The organism is Anaerococcus hydrogenalis (genome assembly GCF_002871895.1).
Classification (GTDB): Bacteria; Bacillota; Clostridia; order Tissierellales; family Peptoniphilaceae; genus Anaerococcus; species Anaerococcus hydrogenalis.
On record NZ_PNHP01000003.1, the window covers coordinates 82863 to 101946 of the forward strand.

Annotated in this window: 22 protein-coding genes and 2 other annotated features; of the genes, 5 read left to right on the forward strand and 17 right to left on the reverse strand. The window is 30.4% G+C overall.

All coding sequences use genetic code 11. The annotated features are described in order from the left end of the window. The first annotated feature begins 51 nt into the window (after positions 1 to 51). The 3 genes from CJ192_RS05110 (at position 52) to CJ192_RS05120 (ending at position 3795) form a co-directional block, all read left to right on the forward strand. Positions 52 to 2754 carry an ABC transporter ATP-binding protein/permease gene (locus CJ192_RS05110; protein ID WP_102198004.1) on the forward strand — a complete coding sequence of 901 codons (2703 nt, stop codon included), beginning with the start codon at positions 52 to 54 and terminating at the stop codon, positions 2752 to 2754. 134 nt (positions 2755 to 2888) lie between these two features. Continuing rightward, complete coding sequence (locus CJ192_RS05115) at positions 2889 to 3164, forward strand: autorepressor SdpR family transcription factor (RefSeq protein ID WP_004815554.1); 276 nt, start codon at positions 2889 to 2891, stop codon at positions 3162 to 3164. Then, a complete protein-coding gene (locus CJ192_RS05120) occupies positions 3154 to 3795 on the forward strand; it encodes an SdpI family protein (protein ID WP_102198005.1) in 642 nt (213 codons plus the stop codon). Before CJ192_RS05115 ends, CJ192_RS05120 begins: the two co-directional genes overlap by 11 nt. 38 nt (positions 3796 to 3833) lie before the next feature. Here the strand turns inward: CJ192_RS05120 and CJ192_RS05125 are convergent, their stop codons facing one another. From CJ192_RS05125 to CJ192_RS05135, 3 genes are read right to left on the reverse strand one after another with little or no spacing between them, the layout of a single operon-like run. Continuing rightward, a complete protein-coding gene (locus CJ192_RS05125) occupies positions 3834 to 4637 on the reverse strand; it encodes an N-acetylmuramoyl-L-alanine amidase (protein ID WP_102198006.1) in 804 nt (267 codons plus the stop codon). After that, positions 4634 to 5032, reverse strand: a complete 399-nt coding sequence (locus tag CJ192_RS05130) for a phage holin family protein (protein ID WP_004817909.1) — start codon at positions 5030 to 5032, stop codon at positions 4634 to 4636. Before CJ192_RS05130 ends, CJ192_RS05125 begins: the two co-directional genes overlap by 4 nt. Before the next feature lie 56 nt (positions 5033 to 5088). After that, positions 5089 to 5574, reverse strand: coding sequence for a hypothetical protein (locus tag CJ192_RS05135; protein ID WP_102198007.1), 486 nt, complete (start codon positions 5572 to 5574; stop codon positions 5089 to 5091). A gap of 100 nt (positions 5575 to 5674) precedes the next feature. On the opposite strand from CJ192_RS05135, the gene CJ192_RS05140 reads away from it, so the two are divergent. Both CJ192_RS05140 and argH read left to right on the forward strand, forming a co-directional pair. Next, entirely contained in the window at positions 5675 to 6229 is a 555-nt protein-coding gene (locus tag CJ192_RS05140) for a DUF3783 domain-containing protein (protein ID WP_102198008.1), read from the forward strand. Positions 6230 to 6596: 367 nt separating this feature from the next. Beyond that, positions 6597 to 6810, forward strand: a binding site (T-box leader). Positions 6811 to 6860: 50 nt separating this feature from the next. Then, positions 6861 to 8300 carry an argininosuccinate lyase gene (gene argH, locus CJ192_RS05145; RefSeq protein ID WP_102198009.1) on the forward strand — a complete coding sequence of 480 codons (1440 nt, stop codon included), beginning with the start codon at positions 6861 to 6863 and terminating at the stop codon, positions 8298 to 8300. A gap of 128 nt (positions 8301 to 8428) precedes the next feature. Here argH and CJ192_RS05150 read toward each other — a convergent pair whose 3' ends face one another. The 14 genes from CJ192_RS05150 to CJ192_RS05215 form a co-directional block, all read right to left on the reverse strand. Next, positions 8429 to 9373 (reverse strand): alpha/beta hydrolase, encoded by a 945-nt coding sequence (locus CJ192_RS05150; RefSeq protein ID WP_004818026.1) that lies wholly within the window; start codon positions 9371 to 9373, stop codon positions 8429 to 8431. 194 nt (positions 9374 to 9567) lie between these two features. Continuing rightward, the gene (locus CJ192_RS05155; RefSeq protein ID WP_102198010.1) at positions 9568 to 10803 is read right to left on the reverse strand and encodes an argininosuccinate synthase; all 1236 of its coding nucleotides are present in this window, start codon (positions 10801 to 10803) and stop codon (positions 9568 to 9570) included. Between the two features lie 68 nt (positions 10804 to 10871). Continuing rightward, positions 10872 to 11100 (reverse strand) — a binding site (T-box leader). 61 nt (positions 11101 to 11161) lie between these two features. Further along, on the reverse strand, positions 11162 to 11752 hold the full coding sequence (locus CJ192_RS05160; RefSeq protein WP_102198011.1) for a ribonuclease H1 domain-containing protein: 591 nt from the start codon (positions 11750 to 11752) through the stop codon (positions 11162 to 11164). Continuing rightward, positions 11752 to 13197, reverse strand: coding sequence for an alpha-amylase (locus CJ192_RS05165; RefSeq protein WP_102198012.1), 1446 nt, complete (start codon positions 13195 to 13197; stop codon positions 11752 to 11754). The genes CJ192_RS05160 and CJ192_RS05165 overlap by 1 nt, the downstream gene beginning before the upstream one ends. Continuing rightward, positions 13198 to 13839: a deoxyribose-phosphate aldolase gene (gene deoC / locus CJ192_RS05170; protein WP_102198013.1), complete on the reverse strand. Its 642-nt coding sequence runs from the start codon at positions 13837 to 13839 to the stop codon at positions 13198 to 13200. Then, entirely contained in the window at positions 13829 to 14929 is a 1101-nt protein-coding gene (locus CJ192_RS05175; protein ID WP_004817950.1) for a PP2C family protein-serine/threonine phosphatase, read from the reverse strand. Before CJ192_RS05175 ends, deoC begins: the two co-directional genes overlap by 11 nt. A 164-nt stretch (positions 14930 to 15093) precedes the next feature. Continuing rightward, on the reverse strand, positions 15094 to 15435 hold the full coding sequence (gene rplQ, locus CJ192_RS05180; RefSeq protein WP_004815511.1) for a 50S ribosomal protein L17: 342 nt from the start codon (positions 15433 to 15435) through the stop codon (positions 15094 to 15096). Positions 15436 to 15444: 9 nt separating this feature from the next. Then, the gene (locus tag CJ192_RS05185) at positions 15445 to 16401 is read right to left on the reverse strand and encodes a DNA-directed RNA polymerase subunit alpha (RefSeq protein WP_004815509.1); all 957 of its coding nucleotides are present in this window, start codon (positions 16399 to 16401) and stop codon (positions 15445 to 15447) included. A 33-nt stretch (positions 16402 to 16434) separates the two neighbouring features. Beyond that, positions 16435 to 17028: a 30S ribosomal protein S4 gene (gene rpsD, locus CJ192_RS05190; RefSeq protein ID WP_004815507.1), complete on the reverse strand. Its 594-nt coding sequence runs from the start codon at positions 17026 to 17028 to the stop codon at positions 16435 to 16437. Positions 17029 to 17040: 12 nt separating this feature from the next. Further along, a complete protein-coding gene (rpsK, locus tag CJ192_RS05195) occupies positions 17041 to 17445 on the reverse strand; it encodes a 30S ribosomal protein S11 (RefSeq protein WP_004815504.1) in 405 nt (134 codons plus the stop codon). Positions 17446 to 17453: 8 nt separating this feature from the next. Continuing rightward, positions 17454 to 17795 carry a 30S ribosomal protein S13 gene (gene rpsM, locus CJ192_RS05200; RefSeq protein ID WP_004815502.1) on the reverse strand — a complete coding sequence of 114 codons (342 nt, stop codon included), beginning with the start codon at positions 17793 to 17795 and terminating at the stop codon, positions 17454 to 17456. 11 nt (positions 17796 to 17806) lie between these two features. Then, positions 17807 to 17920 carry a 50S ribosomal protein L36 gene (rpmJ, locus tag CJ192_RS05205; RefSeq protein WP_004818043.1) on the reverse strand — a complete coding sequence of 38 codons (114 nt, stop codon included), beginning with the start codon at positions 17918 to 17920 and terminating at the stop codon, positions 17807 to 17809. 130 nt (positions 17921 to 18050) lie between these two features. Beyond that, entirely contained in the window at positions 18051 to 18269 is a 219-nt protein-coding gene (infA, locus tag CJ192_RS05210; protein ID WP_004815500.1) for a translation initiation factor IF-1, read from the reverse strand. A gap of 167 nt (positions 18270 to 18436) precedes the next feature. Beyond that, positions 18437 to 19081: an adenylate kinase gene (locus CJ192_RS05215; protein WP_004815498.1), complete on the reverse strand. Its 645-nt coding sequence runs from the start codon at positions 19079 to 19081 to the stop codon at positions 18437 to 18439. Between the last annotated feature and the right edge of the window lie 3 nt (positions 19082 to 19084).

Below are 19084 nucleotides of genomic sequence, written 5' to 3' on the forward strand. Positions count from 1 at the left end.
ACACAAAAGAAGAGTATAATAAACAACGTTACAATTAAAGAAAGGATTAATATGTTAGAGCTTAAAAATATTAGTAAAATTTATAAAACAGGAGAAAGTGAACAAAAAGCTCTTGATGATATAAATATTTCATTTAGAAAAAATGAATTTGTTTCAATTTTAGGCCCATCTGGTGGTGGAAAAACTAGCCTTTTAAATATAATCGGCGGCCTTATGAATTATACATCAGGAGATTTAATTATAGATGGGAGATCTACCAAAAAATTTAAGGATAGGGATTGGGATTATTATAGAAACAGGTCGGTCGGCTTCGTTTTTCAATCTTATAACCTAATTGGCCATCAAAATATCTTAAAAAATGTAGAACTTGCTTTGACTCTTTCTGGTGAGAAAAAAAATCTAAGGGAGGATTTGGCAAAAAAAGCCCTGGAAAAAGTAGGCTTATCTGATCATATTTATAAAAAACCTGCCCAATTATCAGGTGGGCAAATGCAAAGAGTTGCCATTGCCCGTGCCCTTGTAAATAATCCAGAAATTATCCTTGCCGATGAGCCAACAGGAGCCCTTGATACAGAAACTTCCAAAGAAATTATGAATTTGTTAAAAGAAGTTGCCAAGGACAGGCTTGTAATTATGGTAACCCACAATCCAGAATTGGCAGAAAAATATTCAACAAGGATTGTAAGACTTAAAGACGGTAAAATTTTATCAGATACTAACCCCTATGAAGAAGAAAAAACAAGGGATGAATTTAAGACAAAAAAATTATCTCTTTCTCTTCCAACTGCCCTAAAACTTTCTTTTAACAACCTTTTGACAAAAAAAGCAAGGACTATCCTCACAGCCTTTGCAGGATCAATAGGAATTATTGGAATAGCCTTAATCCTATCTCTTTCAAATGGGGTTGATGATTTTATAAAGGAAAGTCAAAGAAAAACCTTAAAATCTTATCCCATAGAAATTAAGGAAGAAAGCCTAAATCTTGGGGAAAATTTCATGAGAGATCCTGCAGGAGATGAAATTCACAATAAAGATGATAAAAATATTTTAGCAAATAATGATATTTTAAAAAGAAAATCAACCCTTACATCGTCAATTTCGGAAAATAACCTATCTCCATTTAAGTCCTATCTGGATAAGAAAAATTTAAGTAAAACAATTGGAAAACATTCAACAAACTATATTTATAACTTAAATTTGCAAATATATGGAAAAGATAAGGATGGAAATCTTATAAATACTGATGGGTCAGATTTTAAAGATGACGATGACAATATGTTTTCATCAAATAATCCTTCAATTTTTAATATAGGATCAAGTGAACACAAAAATTTTAGGCAAATAATTTCTAACAAGGATGGATCAATTTCAAATATTGTAAAAGAAGAATATGATTTGATTGATGGAAAATGGCCAGAAAATGCCAATGAATTGGTTTTATTTACAGACAAAAATAATTCTGTTGATAGGGAAAGCTTGTATGAACTTGGAATTTTACCAAAAAAAGACTACAAAAATATCTTAAATAAAATGAAAGATGGAGAAAAAATTAAACTTGACCATCAAAAAATAAAAACAAAGGACTTAATAGGCCATGAATTTAAGGCCTTAATACCTGCTGATTTTTATAAAAAAGAAAATAATAAGTACAAAAATATAAAAGATGATGAAAATGAAAAGAAAAAAGCTATAGAAAATGCCTACAAAATAAAAATAGTAGGAATTGCCAGGGCAAAAAAAGATAGCGAAACAAATCAAACAAATACTGCCCCTCTTGGTTTTACATCAAAATTTACTGATCAGATGATAAAAAGAGCAGGAGAGTCTCAAATTGTAAAAGACCAAGAAAAAAATAAAGACATAAATATTTTAAATAATATTGCCTTTAAAGCAAAAGACCAAGAAGAAAAAAGAAAGGCAAGTAAGTCATATCTTAAAAATTTAGAAGCTGACCAAAAATTAGAAGCCCAATCATTTTTGCTTGCAAATTCTGATAAATTAAAAGAAAATATCAAAAAAGCATCAATGAATCCACAAGTCGGACAAAAACAAGGACAAAATATGGATATAATTGGACTTTTCCTAAAAGATCCAGAAGATAAGGTCTTGGATAAATTATACGATGAAAAACTCCAATCAAATTCTTACCAAAATAACCTAGAAAATTTTGGTTATGTTTCCAAAAATGCCCCATCTGAAATAAAAATTTATGTGGAAAATTTTGAAAACAGGGACAAGGTAAAAAACATAATTGATGATTTTAACAAAAATAAAAAAGAAAAAGACCAAATCCACTACACAGATTTTGTAGGACTTTTGACTTCATCAATAAGAACAATAATAAATGCAATTTCTTATGTACTAATTGCCTTTGTAGGGATTTCTCTAATAGTTTCATCAATAATGATTGGAATAATAACCTATATTTCCGTTTTAGAAAGGACAAAAGAAATAGGAATTTTAAGGTCAATTGGAGCTAGCAAAAAAGATATAAGAAAAGTTTTCTTGTCAGAAACTTTTATGGAAGGACTGTTGTCAGGACTTCTTGGAGTTATTGTCACAATCCTTTTAAATATTCCAATAAGTAAAATCATACAAAATATGACAAATATTTCCTATATTAGGTCATCACTTCCTATAAAAGCTGGTGTAATTCTTGTAATAATTTCAGTTTTACTAACCTTAATTGCAGGAATTATTCCATCATCAATAGCATCTAAAAAAGACCCGGTTGAGGCTTTGCAAAGTGAATAAAATTTAAAAATAATTTCAAGTCAAATCTATTTAGATATTTTTCAAAATAGATTTGACTTTTTTTTTATTTAGAATCTATAATAAAAATAGCTATTTAGATAATTATCAAAATAGAATGAAAGGTTGGTGATTTTTTGTTTTCTGATACTTTTAAAGCCTTATCAGATCCAGTAAGGATTGAAATTTTAAATTTATTAAGAAAAAAAGGGCGTATGAATGCAGGAGAAATTGCCAAAAATTTTGACCTATCAAGGGCAACCATCTCCCACCATTTAAAATTATTAAAAAATGAAGATTTAATCTATGAAACAAAAAAGAAAAATTTTATTTATTATGAGCTGAACACAAGTATTTTTGAAGAAATAATGGCTTGGTTTGTAAAATTTAAAGGAGGAGAAAATGAAAAATAAAATAAAATTTAAAAAAGAAAGTATAATATCAATAGTTTTTTCAATCTTGCTATTTGCCCTTATAAATTTATTATTTTACAAAAAAATGCCAGAAACTATACCAACTCACTGGGGCTTTAACAATGAAATTGATGATTATTCCACTAAGTTTAGTGCTTTTATAAAAACTCCAATATTTTTAATATTAATAAATATTTTTTCTTGTTTTATGTTAGATAATGATCCAAAAAACATAAATAAAAATAAGCTTATAATATTAATTGGAAAAGCTACTGTTCCACTCGTTTTACTTATAACCTTCATGATAAGCGTTTTTTATGGTTTAGGTAAAGAAATAAATGTTATGGTGATAGTATCTTTATTTGTAGGTTTTCTCTTAATTATAATAGGAAACTATCTTCCAAAAACTAAAAGAAATTATACAGTTGGAATAAAACTTCCTTGGACCTTAAATAGTGACGAAAATTGGAGAAAAACTCACAGACTTGGTGGCTATACTTTTATATTAGGTGGACTTTTTTTCTTATTAAGTCCATTTGTGGGAAATCAATATTTAATTTTAATAACCATAGCTGTAATATTTTTTATTCCAATGATTTATTCTTTTTATCTATACAAAAATGGAATTTAAGCACAAAAAAAGCATTGAATTTATTCAATGCTTTTTCATTAACTTAAAATCTGATTAACCCTTCTTTGTACGGCATAATAATCATATCCTACCTCAGTCAATCTTTTTTTCCTCTCATTTCCATTTCCCCAATCTCCTCTTATAACTTCTCTTGCAAGAGTATCGATTGATTTTAAATTCTTTTTTGGATAAACTTCCTTTCCACCTTCATCAAATACCTTTAACCTATATTTATCAGCACATCTTTTGGCATTATCTATAGATTTAAAGGATCCTTTTTGACTTTTTTTATCATTAAAAGATTTTCTTACCCTATATAAATTTTCCTTATAATCTTTTTCAAGTCTTTTGTTAACTTCACTTGCTATAAAAGAAAATTTATTTCCAAGATATGGCCCTGGGCAATTTGTATTTGCATACCACTCATGTTTTTGCAAAACACCATTTTTATTTCCCGTATAAGTACAAGGATAAATATTATTCCTCCTGCAAATATCTGTCACCAAGTCAATTAATCTATTTAAAACAAAGTCAGAAACTTCCCAACTTGGATCTCTTGTAGAATTTCCTACTTCGATTGTAATAGCACGGTTATCGCACCAGGATGATGAAGTTGTCCATGCCCTATTTTTTTCATCTACACCCAAAACAATAAGCCCATCTGATCCTATCATATAATTGGAAGAAGCCTGTCTTTGCCTTGGCAGAAAAATTTTTGCCAAATCTCTACCCTTAATTATTCCAGCTGCGTGGTGGATGGCAATTTTTGTAATTTTCTCATTTCTTAAGCCACTATTGTTTGGTGATAAAATTATATCATCAATTAATTTACTGTTAGTCATTTCTCCTCCTTAAATTGTTCTAATAAAACTTTTAATTTCATTGGAATAGGTAAACCTATGGCAAGGGAATTTTCCAAAATAGAAAGTCCCTCATTTGCTATATAGAAAAATATAATAGCAGTCTTAATCATTGGTTCAGATTTAATTAAGTTTTTATCACACAAGTTTCCTATTCCAACAAGAATAAAAATCATAATTTTCTTAGCTATTCCCTTAAAACCTATCTTTGAAGAAAGTTTTCTCTCTGCTCCTGCCCTTAGAATTCCTGTCATATAATCAGCTATAACAAAACATAAAAGACTATAGACAAAAGCATCAATTTCACCAAAATAAAATCCCAAAAAAGATCCCATAATGGTAAAAATAAAGGCAAAAACTTCCTTAAATTTTTCCATAAAAAAATCACCTCCTACTTATATATAAGTAGAAAGGTGAAAATGTCCCTAAATTATTAATCTTCAAAAGCCTTAAGCTCTATACTTTTTTTAATTTTATTAATTTCCTTAGATCTTTCCTTAGAAAGTTTTTTGATAAGAGTAATAAGTTTTTTCTCAGATTTTTGAATATCCAATTTCTTTTTTCTCATATCAATTCTTAATTTCATATCCGAAATAGGATTTCTAGGGCTAGAAAATTGACTTAGTTTGTAAGGAAGATCAATAATTGATGCAAGCTTGGGATCAAAAGTTAATAAATTTGAATGAAGACTCAAAAGAACATCTTGACTCCTATCAATAGCCTTATTTATAGAATTATTTTTATTAGACCTTAAAAAATCTCCAACAATATTTCTTCCAACAAGCCCAGTAAGAGAATAATCAGAAGCCTTTCCAACCCTTTTTGTTGCCCTTTGCAAAACTCCAAGAGCATCTCTTGCCTCAACTAGTAATTTATCAATTTCTTTTATCCTATTATTTTCATATTTAAAATCTTTCATAAAACTCTCCCTAAATTTATCTTTATAATATATTATACCCATTTGTGAGTAAATAATCTTTTTGGGTATAAAATAAAGTATAAAAAGAAAAGGAGAGTTTATGGCATTAATTATTTTATTTAACGCTAATGATATAGAAAAGAAAAAATTAAGAATTTTATGTGAAAAAGACCAAGTAAAATTAAAATTGATTGGCATGGAAGCTGTTGATCAAAAGGTTGGATATCTTGCTGAAATTGAAGGTTATGAAAAAATAGAATCAGAAGGCGAGCACCTTGACCAATATGATTTTACCTTTGCATTTTTTAAAGATTTTGAGCAAAATGATTTGTTTGAATTTATTGATAAGATGAGAGCAGAAGGAGTTGTGATTGAGCACAAGGCTGGAATTACACCTACAAATATCAAATGGACTTTAAGGGAATTATTAGAAGAAAACGACCAAGAACATAAAACTATGCAAATTGTAGAAGAGATTAATGGATATTTGTCAAAGGCTAGCAAAATCAAAGAAGAAAGCGGAGAAGAAAATCCACAAATAGCAAAGTTAGTTAAGGAATTAAACCATTATTTCCAAACAGCTGGGGAAGATTTTGATGTTAATGTAGCCAAAGAATATAGAGATAAAATTAAAAGCTTGGTTGAAAGTTTATAGGATTTTTTTCAAAGTTTAGCTTATATTTTTGTATAAATTTAATAAGGGAGATCTCTCGACTGGGCTCGAGATGGGTTACTCTTTATTTACTTTATTACTAAAGAAATATTTATTTTTTAGCAATAAAATACAAAGACCTATCTCACATCTAGCTTTTTGAGAGATCTTTTTTTTAATATTTTTTTAAATAATAATTAAAAAAATCCTTTAGCAATAATCCCAATATAAGAATCACCCATCTCGAGCGTAGTCGAGAGATCTATTTATGTCGCCTTAGCTTAAATTTACTTTTTCATATTTTTCTATTAATATAATAAAATAATTATAAATATATTTGACAAAGTATTCCTATGATGTTATCATCTTTATAAATACTTTGAAGAGTTTAGTAGGTTAGCTTTATTAATCACAGAGAGGTTTCGTTTTGCTGGAAGAAGCTATAGTATTTTTAACCGAAAAGATGCTTGAAATAGTTGGAGGTATAAGTCATAAGCTTCCCGTTGACTGCGTTTAAGTTTTTCTAATGAGGCAAAATTTATTTTGCAAATTAGGGTGGCAACACGTTTACTATCGTCCCTTTTTTAGGGGCGTTTTTTTTATATCTTCAAAGGAAAAATTTTAGGAGGAAATAATGAAAAATTTATGGTCTGGAAGATTTTCCAAGACAATGGATGAGGTGGCAGCCCTTTATAATGAATCTTTATCTTTTGATAATGTCTTATATCCATATTCAATCTTGGGAAGTCTTGCTCATGTTACAATGCTAAAAGATTGTAAAATTATTGATGAAGATACTTATAAGAAAATAAAATCTGGCCTTATTAAGGTTAAGGAAAAATTTGATAAGGGTGAGGTTGAGCTTGATATAGCAAATGAAGATATAATGATGCTAATTGAAAAAGAGCTTACAAATGAAATTGGCAAGGCTGGCAAGGCCCTTCATACTGCAAGAAGTAGAAACGACCAAAATGCCCTTGATGAAACTCTTTTTATGAGAGAGGCTTGTCTTGAATCTCTTACAAGGCTTAAAAATTTGATGGAAGTTTTATTAAAAAAAGCGAAGGAAGAAGGTCACAAGATTATGCCTGGCTTTACCCATCTCCAACATGCCCAACCAATCACAGTTGGCTATTATTATATGGCACATTTCCAAAGATTTAAAAGAGATAGTGAGAAATTTATGGAACTTTTTAAAAGACTCCAAGAAAATCCACTCGGAGCTTGTGCTATGGCTGGGACAACTCTTCCAACCGATAGGTTTATTACAACAAGACTTCTAGGCTTTGATAAGCCAACAGAAAATGCCATGGATACTGTAGGAAATCGTGATAATATAATAGATTATTTATACCTATCCTCTCTTACCATGACCCATATTTCATCAATTGCGGAAGAATTTGTAGTATTTAATTCCCAAGAATTTTCATTTATAGATATAGATGATGGATATTGCACAGGCTCATCTATAATGCCTCAAAAGAAAAATCCTGACCTCGCAGAACTTGCAAGAGGAAAGGTTGGTAGAAATATAGGAAATTTGATAAATCTTCTTACAGTTGTAAAAGGAACATTTTTAACCTTCAACAAGGACTTCCAAGAAGATAAGGAAGCCTTATTCGATTCAATAAAAACCCTAAACATGTCCCTTTTAATCTTTGAAAAAATGCTAGAAGGATCTCACTTTAAAGAAGAAGTTTTGAAAAAACATTTAGAAGAAGGATTTATAGAGGCAACTGACATAGCAGAATATTTAGTAAAAGAAAATATTCCCTTTAGATCTGCCCATGAAATTGTAGGAAACCTGGTAAAATACTGCGAAAATAACAATAAAGATTTCTCTCAAATAAATAAAAAAGACCTAGAAATTTTAGAATTTCCAGTAAAACTCGATGACCTATCAATATTTAAAATTGAAAATTCCATAAAAAGAAGAAACTCCTTCGGGGCAACATCCTTCAAAGAAGTTGATAGGCAAGTAGGAGTTGGAGAAGAATATATAGAAAAATTAGAAAATCAAATTAGTAGGTTAAAAAATACCATAGATTCTTTATATGCTAATTTAGAAAAATAAATAATTATATAAAAAGCTTTATAAGATTAATTAAAATACTTATCATAAGGCTTATATAAAAAACAAGGAAAATCTAAGCTGACTTTCCTTGTTTTTTTAATTAAAAATTATTTTTTTTATAATAAGTTCTACTTATATTTTTCAAAAAATTCAGCCAGCACTTTCTTGTAGGCCTTGGGGTTTTCTTGGGCAAATTTTGTATGGTCATAGCCTTTTGCTGTATAAATTTCTTTATTTTTTGAATCTATTGCCCTATAAATATCTTCTCCCATGTATTTAGGGGTAATCTTATCAGAATCAGAATTTATTATCAAAATTGGCATATCTAATTTTGCATTTTTTATCCATTTTATTGTGTTAATATCTTTTAAAGTAAAGCCTAATTTTAATTTCAAGCAAATATTTCCAGTAAATTTCATCAACTGACCAGGTATATTTTCTTCTTTTTCTACCTTTTCAAATACCTTATCAGAAAATTCATTAGAATCTGAAACGGGACAATCAAGGACTAGATAATCAATATTTGTCTTATCACGACTTGCAGCAATTAAAGACGTTGCTCCCCCTAAAGATTCTCCAAATAAAACAAGTTTGGCCTTACTATTAATATTTTCTCTTGCATAATTTAGACAATCCAATGTGTCAAAAGATTCCAAGACTCCAAATGTTGAGTATTTTGCCTTATTATATCCTGAATTTCTTTGATCATAAATTAAAAGACTGTAACCTAAATCATAAAAAATTTGCCCTTGATTATACATAGAATACTTGCTTGCCCCCATACCATGGACCATTATACAAATCTTATCAGAATTTTTATTTTTAATAAAAATTGCAGGAATTTCATGGTCAAACTTGGAAGATTTTATTTTTACCTCTTCAACATCCTTATTTTCTGCAAATTTTTCATATTCTTTCTTATATTTTGAAATATTTTCTATAGTAGCCTTTCTTGGTGTAAAATTTGTTAGCCCCTTAAAAGTTTCCACACCAAGAAAGGCCCCAAAAAATAAACTCACTGATATAAAAAGTACACTTATAACTATAAAAATAATCTTTAATTTCTTTCTCATAAAATCCCCCTATCTTAATTAAATTATAATAAAGATATTTGGATTATCCTAGGAAAAATCATAAATTTTACCAAAATTTTACAAATATAAGTAGGATAAAATTTTTTAAAAAATCTAGAATCTAGGACCAAGAAATCCTTATAAATATTTTTTAAAAAATATCCTCCCTACAATTTTTAGTAAGGAGGACTTGCTTATTTATTTTCTTTCATAGCTTTTGCATATATTTTACTTGATAGGCCAAATAAATTTATAAAGCCTGTTGCATCTGATTGTTTGTATACGTCATCTTCTTCAAATGTTGCGTATTCTTCTAAATAAAGGGAGTTTGTTGCATAGATTCCTGCAGGTTGCATGGAGCCTTTGTAAAGTTTTACTTTTACTTTTCCACTTACATTTTCTTGAGTTTTTTCTATAAAGTCATCCATGGCTTCTTTTAGTGGGGTTATCCACTTTCCTGCATAAACTAATTTGGCATAATCTAGGGCCATTTTTTGCTTATATTGGAGGGCATCTGGGTGAATTGTTACGGATTCTAATTTTTCGTGGGCAAAGTAAAGGATACTTGCAGCTGGATTTTCATATACTCCCCTTGATTTCATTCCGACCATCCTGCTTTCTACCATATCATCTACACCTATTCCGTGTTTTCCTCCAATTTTATTTAATTTTTTTACAAGAGTTGATCCCTTTAATTTTTCTCCATTTAGGCCTATAGGTTTTCCTTTTTCAAATTCTATTTCTACAATTTCTGTCTCATCTATAGCTTTTTCAGCTGGTGTGACCCAATATAGTATTTTTTCTAAGTTTGTAGGATTTTCTGGGTTTTCTAAGTCCAAGCCTTCATGGGAAAGGTGCCAAATATTTTCATCCATTGAATAGTCTTCATCTTTTGTTACTTTAAGTTCTATGCCATGGTCTTTTGCATATTTTTCTTCTTGGCTACGTCCCTTTATATCCCAAAATCTCCATGGGGCTAGAACATTTATTTGAGGATTTATAGTCATTATTGAAAGTTCGAAACGTATTTGATCATTTCCTTTTCCCGTACAACCATGAACTATCAAATCTGCCTTTTCTTTTTCAGCCACATCAACCAAAACTTTGGCAATTAAAGGACGGGCTATGGCTGTTCCTAATAGGTATACATTTTCGTATTTTGCTCCAGCCTTTAAGGTTTTGAAAGCATAATTATCTATAAATTCATCTTCAACATTTACATTATAAAATTTGCTAGCTCCAGATTTAAGAGCTTTTTTCTCCAAGGCCTCAGGATTTTTAACCTGTCCTAAATCTACTGATACACAAATAACTTCTTTTGCTCCATTTTCTTTTAGCCAAGCTACCATTACAGATGTATCTAGACCTCCTGAATAAGCTAATACTACTTTTTTTGCTTGATTTAAAACTTCATATTCATTATTTATCATATTTTTCCTCCTAAATTTTTTAAAAACTAGTCATTTGTGTTTTTGGAAATTAAAAAAGCCTTCATCCCAAAAGGGACGAAGACTCGCGATACCACCCGTATTTGTTTATTTTTCACAAAATAAACCTCATCAAGTACTAACATACTCTAACTCTGTAACGGGAGTTCCCGTATAGGTCTCCTTGTATCGACCCATAAGCTCTAAGGTTCTTTTCACTATCTCTTAACTTCTCCCCTCACACTCTACGGGATTCGCTTTAAGCATTAAAATAGTTACTCTTCTCTTCAACACTTTTCTTAACTAATATTTTAATTAAATATATTGTAATATTAATTTTATAATTTGTCAAATATTTTAATTATTCTGCCTCTATCCCCAAGGATTTTTTTGCCAAGGCATCTGCCATATCATTGTATTTGTCATTTGAGTGGGCCTTTACTTTTATGAAGTGGACATCAATTTTTTCCTTTGCTTTTTGGAAAAATTCGTAATATCTTTTGGTTAGGTCGTTATTTCTTTTCCAAGTCCCTCTTGCCCAAGATTCTATGCCTTGGTAATCAAAATGGATATAGATTGTTTTTTTACCATCAGAAATCGCCTTGTTGATTGCTCCTACACTTGCCTTAACTTCTCCTGCTACATTTCTGTGGATATGAAATTCATCATCAAAATCTTCGTAAATTTCTTCGATTTTTTCATCAGTAATGTAGACTATTCCTACCCCATATTTTTTATCTTTTTTAGAATAAGATCCGTCTATATAGGCTATCACTGAATCTTTATCTGCCTTTATTTCAATTTTTTTATCTTCTAAGAAATCTAAGGCATCTTCTTTTTTCTTGAAAGATTTATAAATTGCTCCCTTGTAGCCTTTTACTTCTTTTAAACATAAATCCCAGGATGTATATATCCCAGGATTTCTGCCTTTTTTTACTGCGTAATATTTCATTAATTTTCCTCTGCTGCCCAATATGAAACAGAACCAGGTCCAACATTAAAGACTCCGTTTCCATCTTCATCGATTGTAACTGTGTTTTTATTATTTCCTGATAAATCTATATAAACTTTTCCGGCTTCTTCTTCACCGACAAACATTTGTTTTTCAGCCATATCCCCAATAGAAATTAAAACTGCAAGGGATGATGTTTCATTATCAGTTCTTCTTACCCAGCCTACAACTTGTGGATTATCAAAGTATTCATCTTGGTCACCAAAAGAATATTTTTTTCTTACATCAAGCATCTTATCAATCATTTCTTTTAAGGGATCTTTTTTAATTTCTCCTTTTAAACCGTAATAATCTCCTGCAAATATGCAAGGATAGCCGTCTTTTCTAAATAAAATTAAGGAGTAGGCAATTTCTTTAAACCAATCTTCAACCCAAGAATCTAAAGATTGACCAGGTTGGGAATCGTGGTTATCGACAAAGGTTACTGCTTGAAGGGGATGATTTTCAACTATGGTATTGTTAAAAATATTTCTCATATCATAATTTCCATTGGACTTACTTGCTTCTTGCATGTGAAAATGAAGTGGAACATCAAATAAGTCTATTTTCCAATCAGTATCATCCAAATATCCATCAATTTGGCCCTCATCATATTGCCAATATTCACCAAAAAGATAAAAATCATCTTTCTTTTTTTCCATAATATGTTTGGATAAATCATAAATAAATTCATCAGATATGTGTTTTAAAGCATCATACCTAAATCCATCAACCCCAGTTTCCTCCATAAACCAATCAACCCATTTGAAAATTTCTTCTCTAACTTCTGGGTGGGAATGGTCAATGTCAGCGTTCATTAGGTAATCAAAATTTCCTTTTTCATCACTTACGCCCTCATCCCAATATTTTCCATCACCAAGAATCCTAAATATAGCCTTTGTATCGGTATTTGCATCATAATCAACACCTGTAAAATGATAATAATGCCAAACAAAATCAGAATATTTACCAGCCCTTCCAGGAAAATTAAAACCTGTCCAAGCCTTTATTTTCATATCTTCTGATACATCTTTTTCCCTGTTGTTTTGATCTACCATTCTTGCCATAAATTCTTCTTCAAAATCAGCATTTCCCTTGTGATTTAAAACAACATCGGCATAAACTTTTATTTCATTTTTGTGAAGTTCATCAATGGCTTCAAGAAGTTCTTTTTTTGTTCCGTATTTTGTTCTAACTGTGCCTTTTTGGTCAAATTCTCCCAAATCCCATAAGTCATAAATTCCATATCCAACATCTTGGTCTCCTCCACCCTTACACATTGGTGGAAGCCAAAGGGCATCTATTCCTGCATCCTTAATTTTTTTTGCATTTTCTTTTAAAAATTTATAATAGCCTCCGTCAGCAGGTGTGTCCCACTCGAAGGCTTGCATCATAACATCACTCATTTATTTTTCTCCCTTTACTATAGCAATAGATGCTGAACAACCTAATCTACTTGCCCCAGCTTCTATCATTTCCATGGCCTCTTTATAAGTATGAATTCCTCCACTAGCCTTAACTCCCATATCCTCTCCTACAGTTTTTCTCATTAAAGCTACATCTTCTTTTCTTGCCCCACCTATAGAAAATCCTGTAGAAGTTTTTACAAAATCAGCACCAGCTTCTTTAGAAAGTTCGCATACCTTGATTTTTTCTTCATCATCAAGTAGGCAAGTTTCTATAATAACCTTTAAAGTTTTATCCCCGCATGCCTTTTTAACTTCTTTTATATCGTTAAGGACATAGTCATAATCCTTATCCTTTAATCTTCCTACATTGATTACCATATCAATTTCATCTGCACCGTTTTTTATAGCATCTTCTGCTTCAAAAACTTTAGCCTTTGTTGTCATTGCCCCCAAAGGAAAACCAACAACAGATGTAATTCTAATATCCTTATCCATATTTCTAATAAAAGAAACATAAGAGGAATTTACACAAACAGATTTAAAGTCATATTCCCTAGCTTCTTCAACAATTTTTTTAACTTGGTCTTTTGTAGCATCAGCTTTTAGTATAGTGTGGTCAATATATTGGTTAATTTTCATTTTTTTCTCCTTTATAATCAATTATAGCAAGGCTTATATCATCATCTTGTTCTCCCCAGCTAAATTTTTCCAAATCATCTAAGATATAATCAAGACTTCTATCTTCTTTTAAAATCTTCATCAATCTTTCAACGGAATACTCATTTTTTCCTATATCCTTACTTTCTATAATCCCATCAGTATAAAATAATATCTTATCTTTTGGATTTAAGTTTATTGTAACTTCTTGGTAGATATTTTGCTCTATTATATTTGAAATCATCCTTCCTGAAACAACAAGTTTTTCAACATAGGATTTTTTATTAATCAAATGAAGAGGTGGGCAATTGTGGCCTGCATTTGAAAAGGTAAGGGTATTTTTTTTGCAGTCAAAAATTCCAATCCAAACTGTAAAATATTGGGATGAGTTCATATCAAGTTTTACAAATTCTTCTCTTAATTTTTTTAAAACCTGTCCTGGAGAATAAAAAGGGTGTCTTTCAAAAATAGCTGCTATAGAAAGTTTTACAAACATAGTCATAATAGAAGACTTAACCCCATGGCCCATAACATCAGCTATATAAAAGGCATACTTATCTTTGTCAATTTTTATAATATCAAATAAGTCTCCGGAAACATCATTGGAAGGTAGGTATCTACCTTCAAGTTTTATATCCCCGTATACCTTATTTTTTGGAAGTATGTTAGTTTGAATTTTTCTAACAAATCTAATATCTTCAAGCATCTTCCTATTTGCATTAAATAGGTCAACTTTCATTTTAGATTCACTAGTTATATCCCTATAAACTTCAATTATTCCTACAAATTCATCTTGATAATATAAGGGAGACGACTTTATAGAATAATACTTATCATTAATAAGTCTTTCTTCTTCAATTGTTGTATTTTTAAAAATATCAGCCTTCTCATTAAGTTTTTCAGTATCTATATTTTGCTCAATGAGTGACCTATCTAAGTGGATATCTCTTTTCATTTTTTCATTAATAAATACAATCCTCCCGTATTTATCAAGTATCCTAACCCAGTCATCCATTGAGTTTAAGACATAGAAATTATCATCCCTAAATTTTTCTATATTTTCCTTACCCATATAAACCTCTTTTTAACATTTATTCTCTTTTAATGTTAACATTTATATCATAGATTTTCAATTTTTATAAGAATAAATTATACAAAAATAGTATAAATTTAAAAAATAAAAATAAACACAAAAAAAGCACCTTATTTTCATAAGATGCTATAGAGTAAGTTTAATTATACTAATTCTAAAATTGCTCTTTCAGAACCGTCACCTTTTCTTGGTCCGAGTTTTAATACTCTAGTATATCCACCATTTCTATCTTCATATTTTGGTGCTATTTCACCAAATAATTTTTGAACTGTAGATGGTTTGTATATATATTGAGCTGCTTGTCTTCTTGTGTGAAGTGTATTTTTCTTTCCTAAAGTGATCATACGATCAGCCATTTTTTGAGTTTCTTTTGCTCTTGTTAGGGTAGTAGTAATTCTACCATTGTCTAACAAAGAAGTTACTTGATTTCTAAGTAAGGCATTTCTATGATCAGTTCTTCTACCAAGCTTTCTTTTATTAGCCATCATATCCTCCTATTCTTCTCTTAAGCTAAGTCCTAAACTATGAATTTTATCAATAACTTCATCTAAAGATTTTTTACCAAAGTTTTTGATATCTTTTAGTTCAGCTTCACTTTTCTCTATTATCTCACCAACAGTATTGTATCCTGCTCTTTTTAGACAATTGAATGATCTTAATGAAAGATCTAATTCTTCAATAGTTTTAGATAATTCTACTTGATTATCATCTTCTTCTTCAATTTCTTCAACTTCTTCTTCCTCAACTTCTGGTGGGAATTGTTGGCCAGGAAGATCTTTGAAAAATCTAATATCTTCCATCAAAATTGAAGCTCCTTCAGATAAGGCTTCTTGAGGAGTGATTGTTCCATCGGTCCATACTTCAAGAATTAATTTATCATAATCTGTAGATTCACCAACTCTAGTATTTTCTACTGTAAAGTTTACGCTTTTAACTGGTGTAAATGATGAGTCTATTGCAATTGCCCCTATAGGATCTGTATCCTTTTTATTTAACTCAGCAACTCTGTAGCCCTTTCCGTCAGTAACATCAAGTGCTATGAATAATCTTGCCTTATCATTGACTGTTGCAAGATAATGGTCAGGATTTGCTACTTCTATTTGGGCATCAGTTTTAATATCTTTTGCTGTAACAATTTTTGGGCCTTCTATATCTAAAAATAGTGTTAGATCTTCTTTTGTATGTTTTTTAATATCAATACCTTTGATATTTAATATTAATTCAGGTACATCTTCCACAACTCCAGGAATTGTTGAAAATTCATGTAGTACCCCGTCTATAAGAATCTTTGAGACGCTAGAACCAGGTAAGGATGATAAAAGCATCCTTCTCATACTGTTTCCTATGGTTGTACCATAGCCTCTTTCGAGTGGATATAAGACAAACTTTCCGTAGTTAGTTTCTTCGTCTATATCTAAAATTTCAATTTTTGTATCTAATTTTTCTATCATTGTATCTCCTTAGTTCTAACAATTTAACTAATTCTATTTAGAATAGAACTCAACAATCATACGTTCTTCAACAGGTATATCAATATCTTCTCTTGTTGGGAAGTTTGTAACTTTTACCTTTAAGTTTTCTAGATCTGAATCTAACCATGAAACAATTCCAAATGATTGGTTTGTTTCTTTGATAGCCTTAAATAATTGGCTTGATCTTGATTTTTCTCTAACTTCGATAACATCTCCTTCTTTTACAAGAATTGATGGGATGTCAACACTTTTTCCATTTAATAATAAATGTCCGTGTGTTACAACTTGTCTTGCTTCTCTTCTAGTTCTAGCAAGTCCTGATCTAAATGCTATATTGTCAAGTCTTCTTTCGCAAAGGATTATTAGGTTTTCACCTGTTTGTCCATGCATTTTTGAAGCTTTTTCATAATAACTTCTAAATTGTTTTTCACTTACTCCGTAGATGAATTTAGCTTTTTGTTTTTCCCTTTGTTGCATACCATATTCACTGAGTTTTCTTCTTTGATTAGAGTTTGATCTTTTAGATTCTCCTGAATATCCTAAGTATGCTGGGCTTATTCCTAAGCTTCTACATCTTTTAAAAATTGGATCTCTGCTTACTGCCATAGTTTCTCCTTATTAAACTCTTCTTCTCTTAGGTGGTCTACAACCATTGTGAGGAATTGGTGTTACGTCTTTTATCATTGTTACTTCAAGCCCTGCTGCTTGTAAGCTTCTGATTGCAGATTCTCTTCCTGAGCCTGGTCCTTTAACAAATACTTCTACACTTTTTAAACCATAGTCCATAGCTTTTTTAGCTGCTTCTAAAGCTGCTTCTTGTGCTGCAAAAGGAGTAGATTTTCTTGATCCTCTAAAACCTAATTGTCCAGCACTTGCCCATGATAAGGCATTACCTTGTGCATCTGTCAAAGTTACCATTGTATTATTGAATGTTGAATTGATATGAGCTTGTCCTCTTTCGACATTCTTTTTAACTCTTCTTCTACCTCTTTTAGCAGAAGATTTTCTAGTCTTTGCTGCCATATCTCCTCCTAATGTCTTCCTTTTCTAGTTCTTGCGTTATTTTTTGTATTTTGACCTCTTACAGGTAGACCTTTTTTATGTCTTAGTCCTCTGTAGCAATTAATTTCTCTAAGGTTTCTAATATTCATTGATACTTCACGTCTTAAATCACCTTCGATTGTATAATCGTCAAGTACCTCACGAATTTTTCCTAATTCGCCTTCTGTAAGGTCTTTCATTTTTGTATCAGGATTAATTCCTGCTTTTTCTAATATTTCTTGTGCTGAAGATTTTCCTATACCATAAATATAAGTCAATCCAATTTCTGCTCTTTTTTCTCTAGGTAAGTCTATACCAGCTATTCTTGGCATCTAAAACCTCCTTAACCTTGTCTTTGTTTATGTTTTGGATTTTCGCAAATTACCATAACTTTACCATTTCTTTTGATAATTTTGCATTTATCACACATTTTCTTAACTGATGCTCTAACTTTCATTATCGTTCTCTCTTTCTTTATCTAAACTTGTTTATCAAATAGTCAGCTTAAAGCTTGCTCGCTTAGTTTTTCTAGCTCTTATTCGCCTCGAAAATTAAAGATTTTTTCAAAATCTTTAACACTCCCGTGACTATTTCTTTCTCCAAGTAATTCTTCCTTGAGTAAGATCGTATGGAGATAATTCTACTGTAACTGTATCTCCTGGTAATATTCTAATGTAGTTCATTCTTAGTTTACCTGAAATATGTGCTTGTATTTCATGTCCATTTTCTAGTTCTACTTTAAATATTGCATTTGGTAGAGCTTCTTTAACTACTCCTGTTACTTCTATAGCATCTTTTTTTGACATCGATAAAATCTCTCCTTTTCTTTTTTTATTTTGATCTATTAATGTCTGATTGATTCTTTTTACAACAAGACATAATCAAGATATCTTTTATGAAAGACTCTATCTTTATCTCGTTTTCGATTTTGTAATCCATTGAAAAATTTAGCATATTTGTTAATATTTTTTATCTATCTACCTAAACTTTTTTTAATTTGATCAAAAACTTCATCAGGAGTTTTTGCACCGTCAATAGTAACTAATATACCTTTTTTGTTGTAGTAATCAATCAAAACTGATGTGTGTTTGTTGTAAACATCAAGTCTTTCTTTAACTGCAGCTTCTGTGTCATCTTCTCTTTGGATTAGTTTTTCTCCTGTTTCATCATCAATCCCTTCAACTTTTGGTGGGTTGAATTTTATATGATAAACTTTTCCAGTAGACACATTTACTCTTCTTCCAGATATTCTTTCAATAATTACATCTTCAGGTACGTTGATATTTATTACCTTATCAATCTTATTATCTCTTTTTTGCATTCCTTCATCAAGTGCTTCGGCTTGAGTAATATTTCTTGGAAAACCATCAAGTAGAATTGTTTTTCCATCTTCTACCTTATCTAAGGCATCCCAAACTAAATCTATTGTTAACTCATCAGGAACTAATTGACCCTTGTTAATATATTCTTTAGCCTTAGTTCCCAAAGGTGTATTATTTTTTATATTTGTTCTAAATATATCACCTGTTGAAATTTGAACTGCATCCAATTCTTTAATTAATCTTTCTGCTTGTGTTCCTTTTCCGGCTCCCGGAGGTCCTAACAATATGATATTCATAAT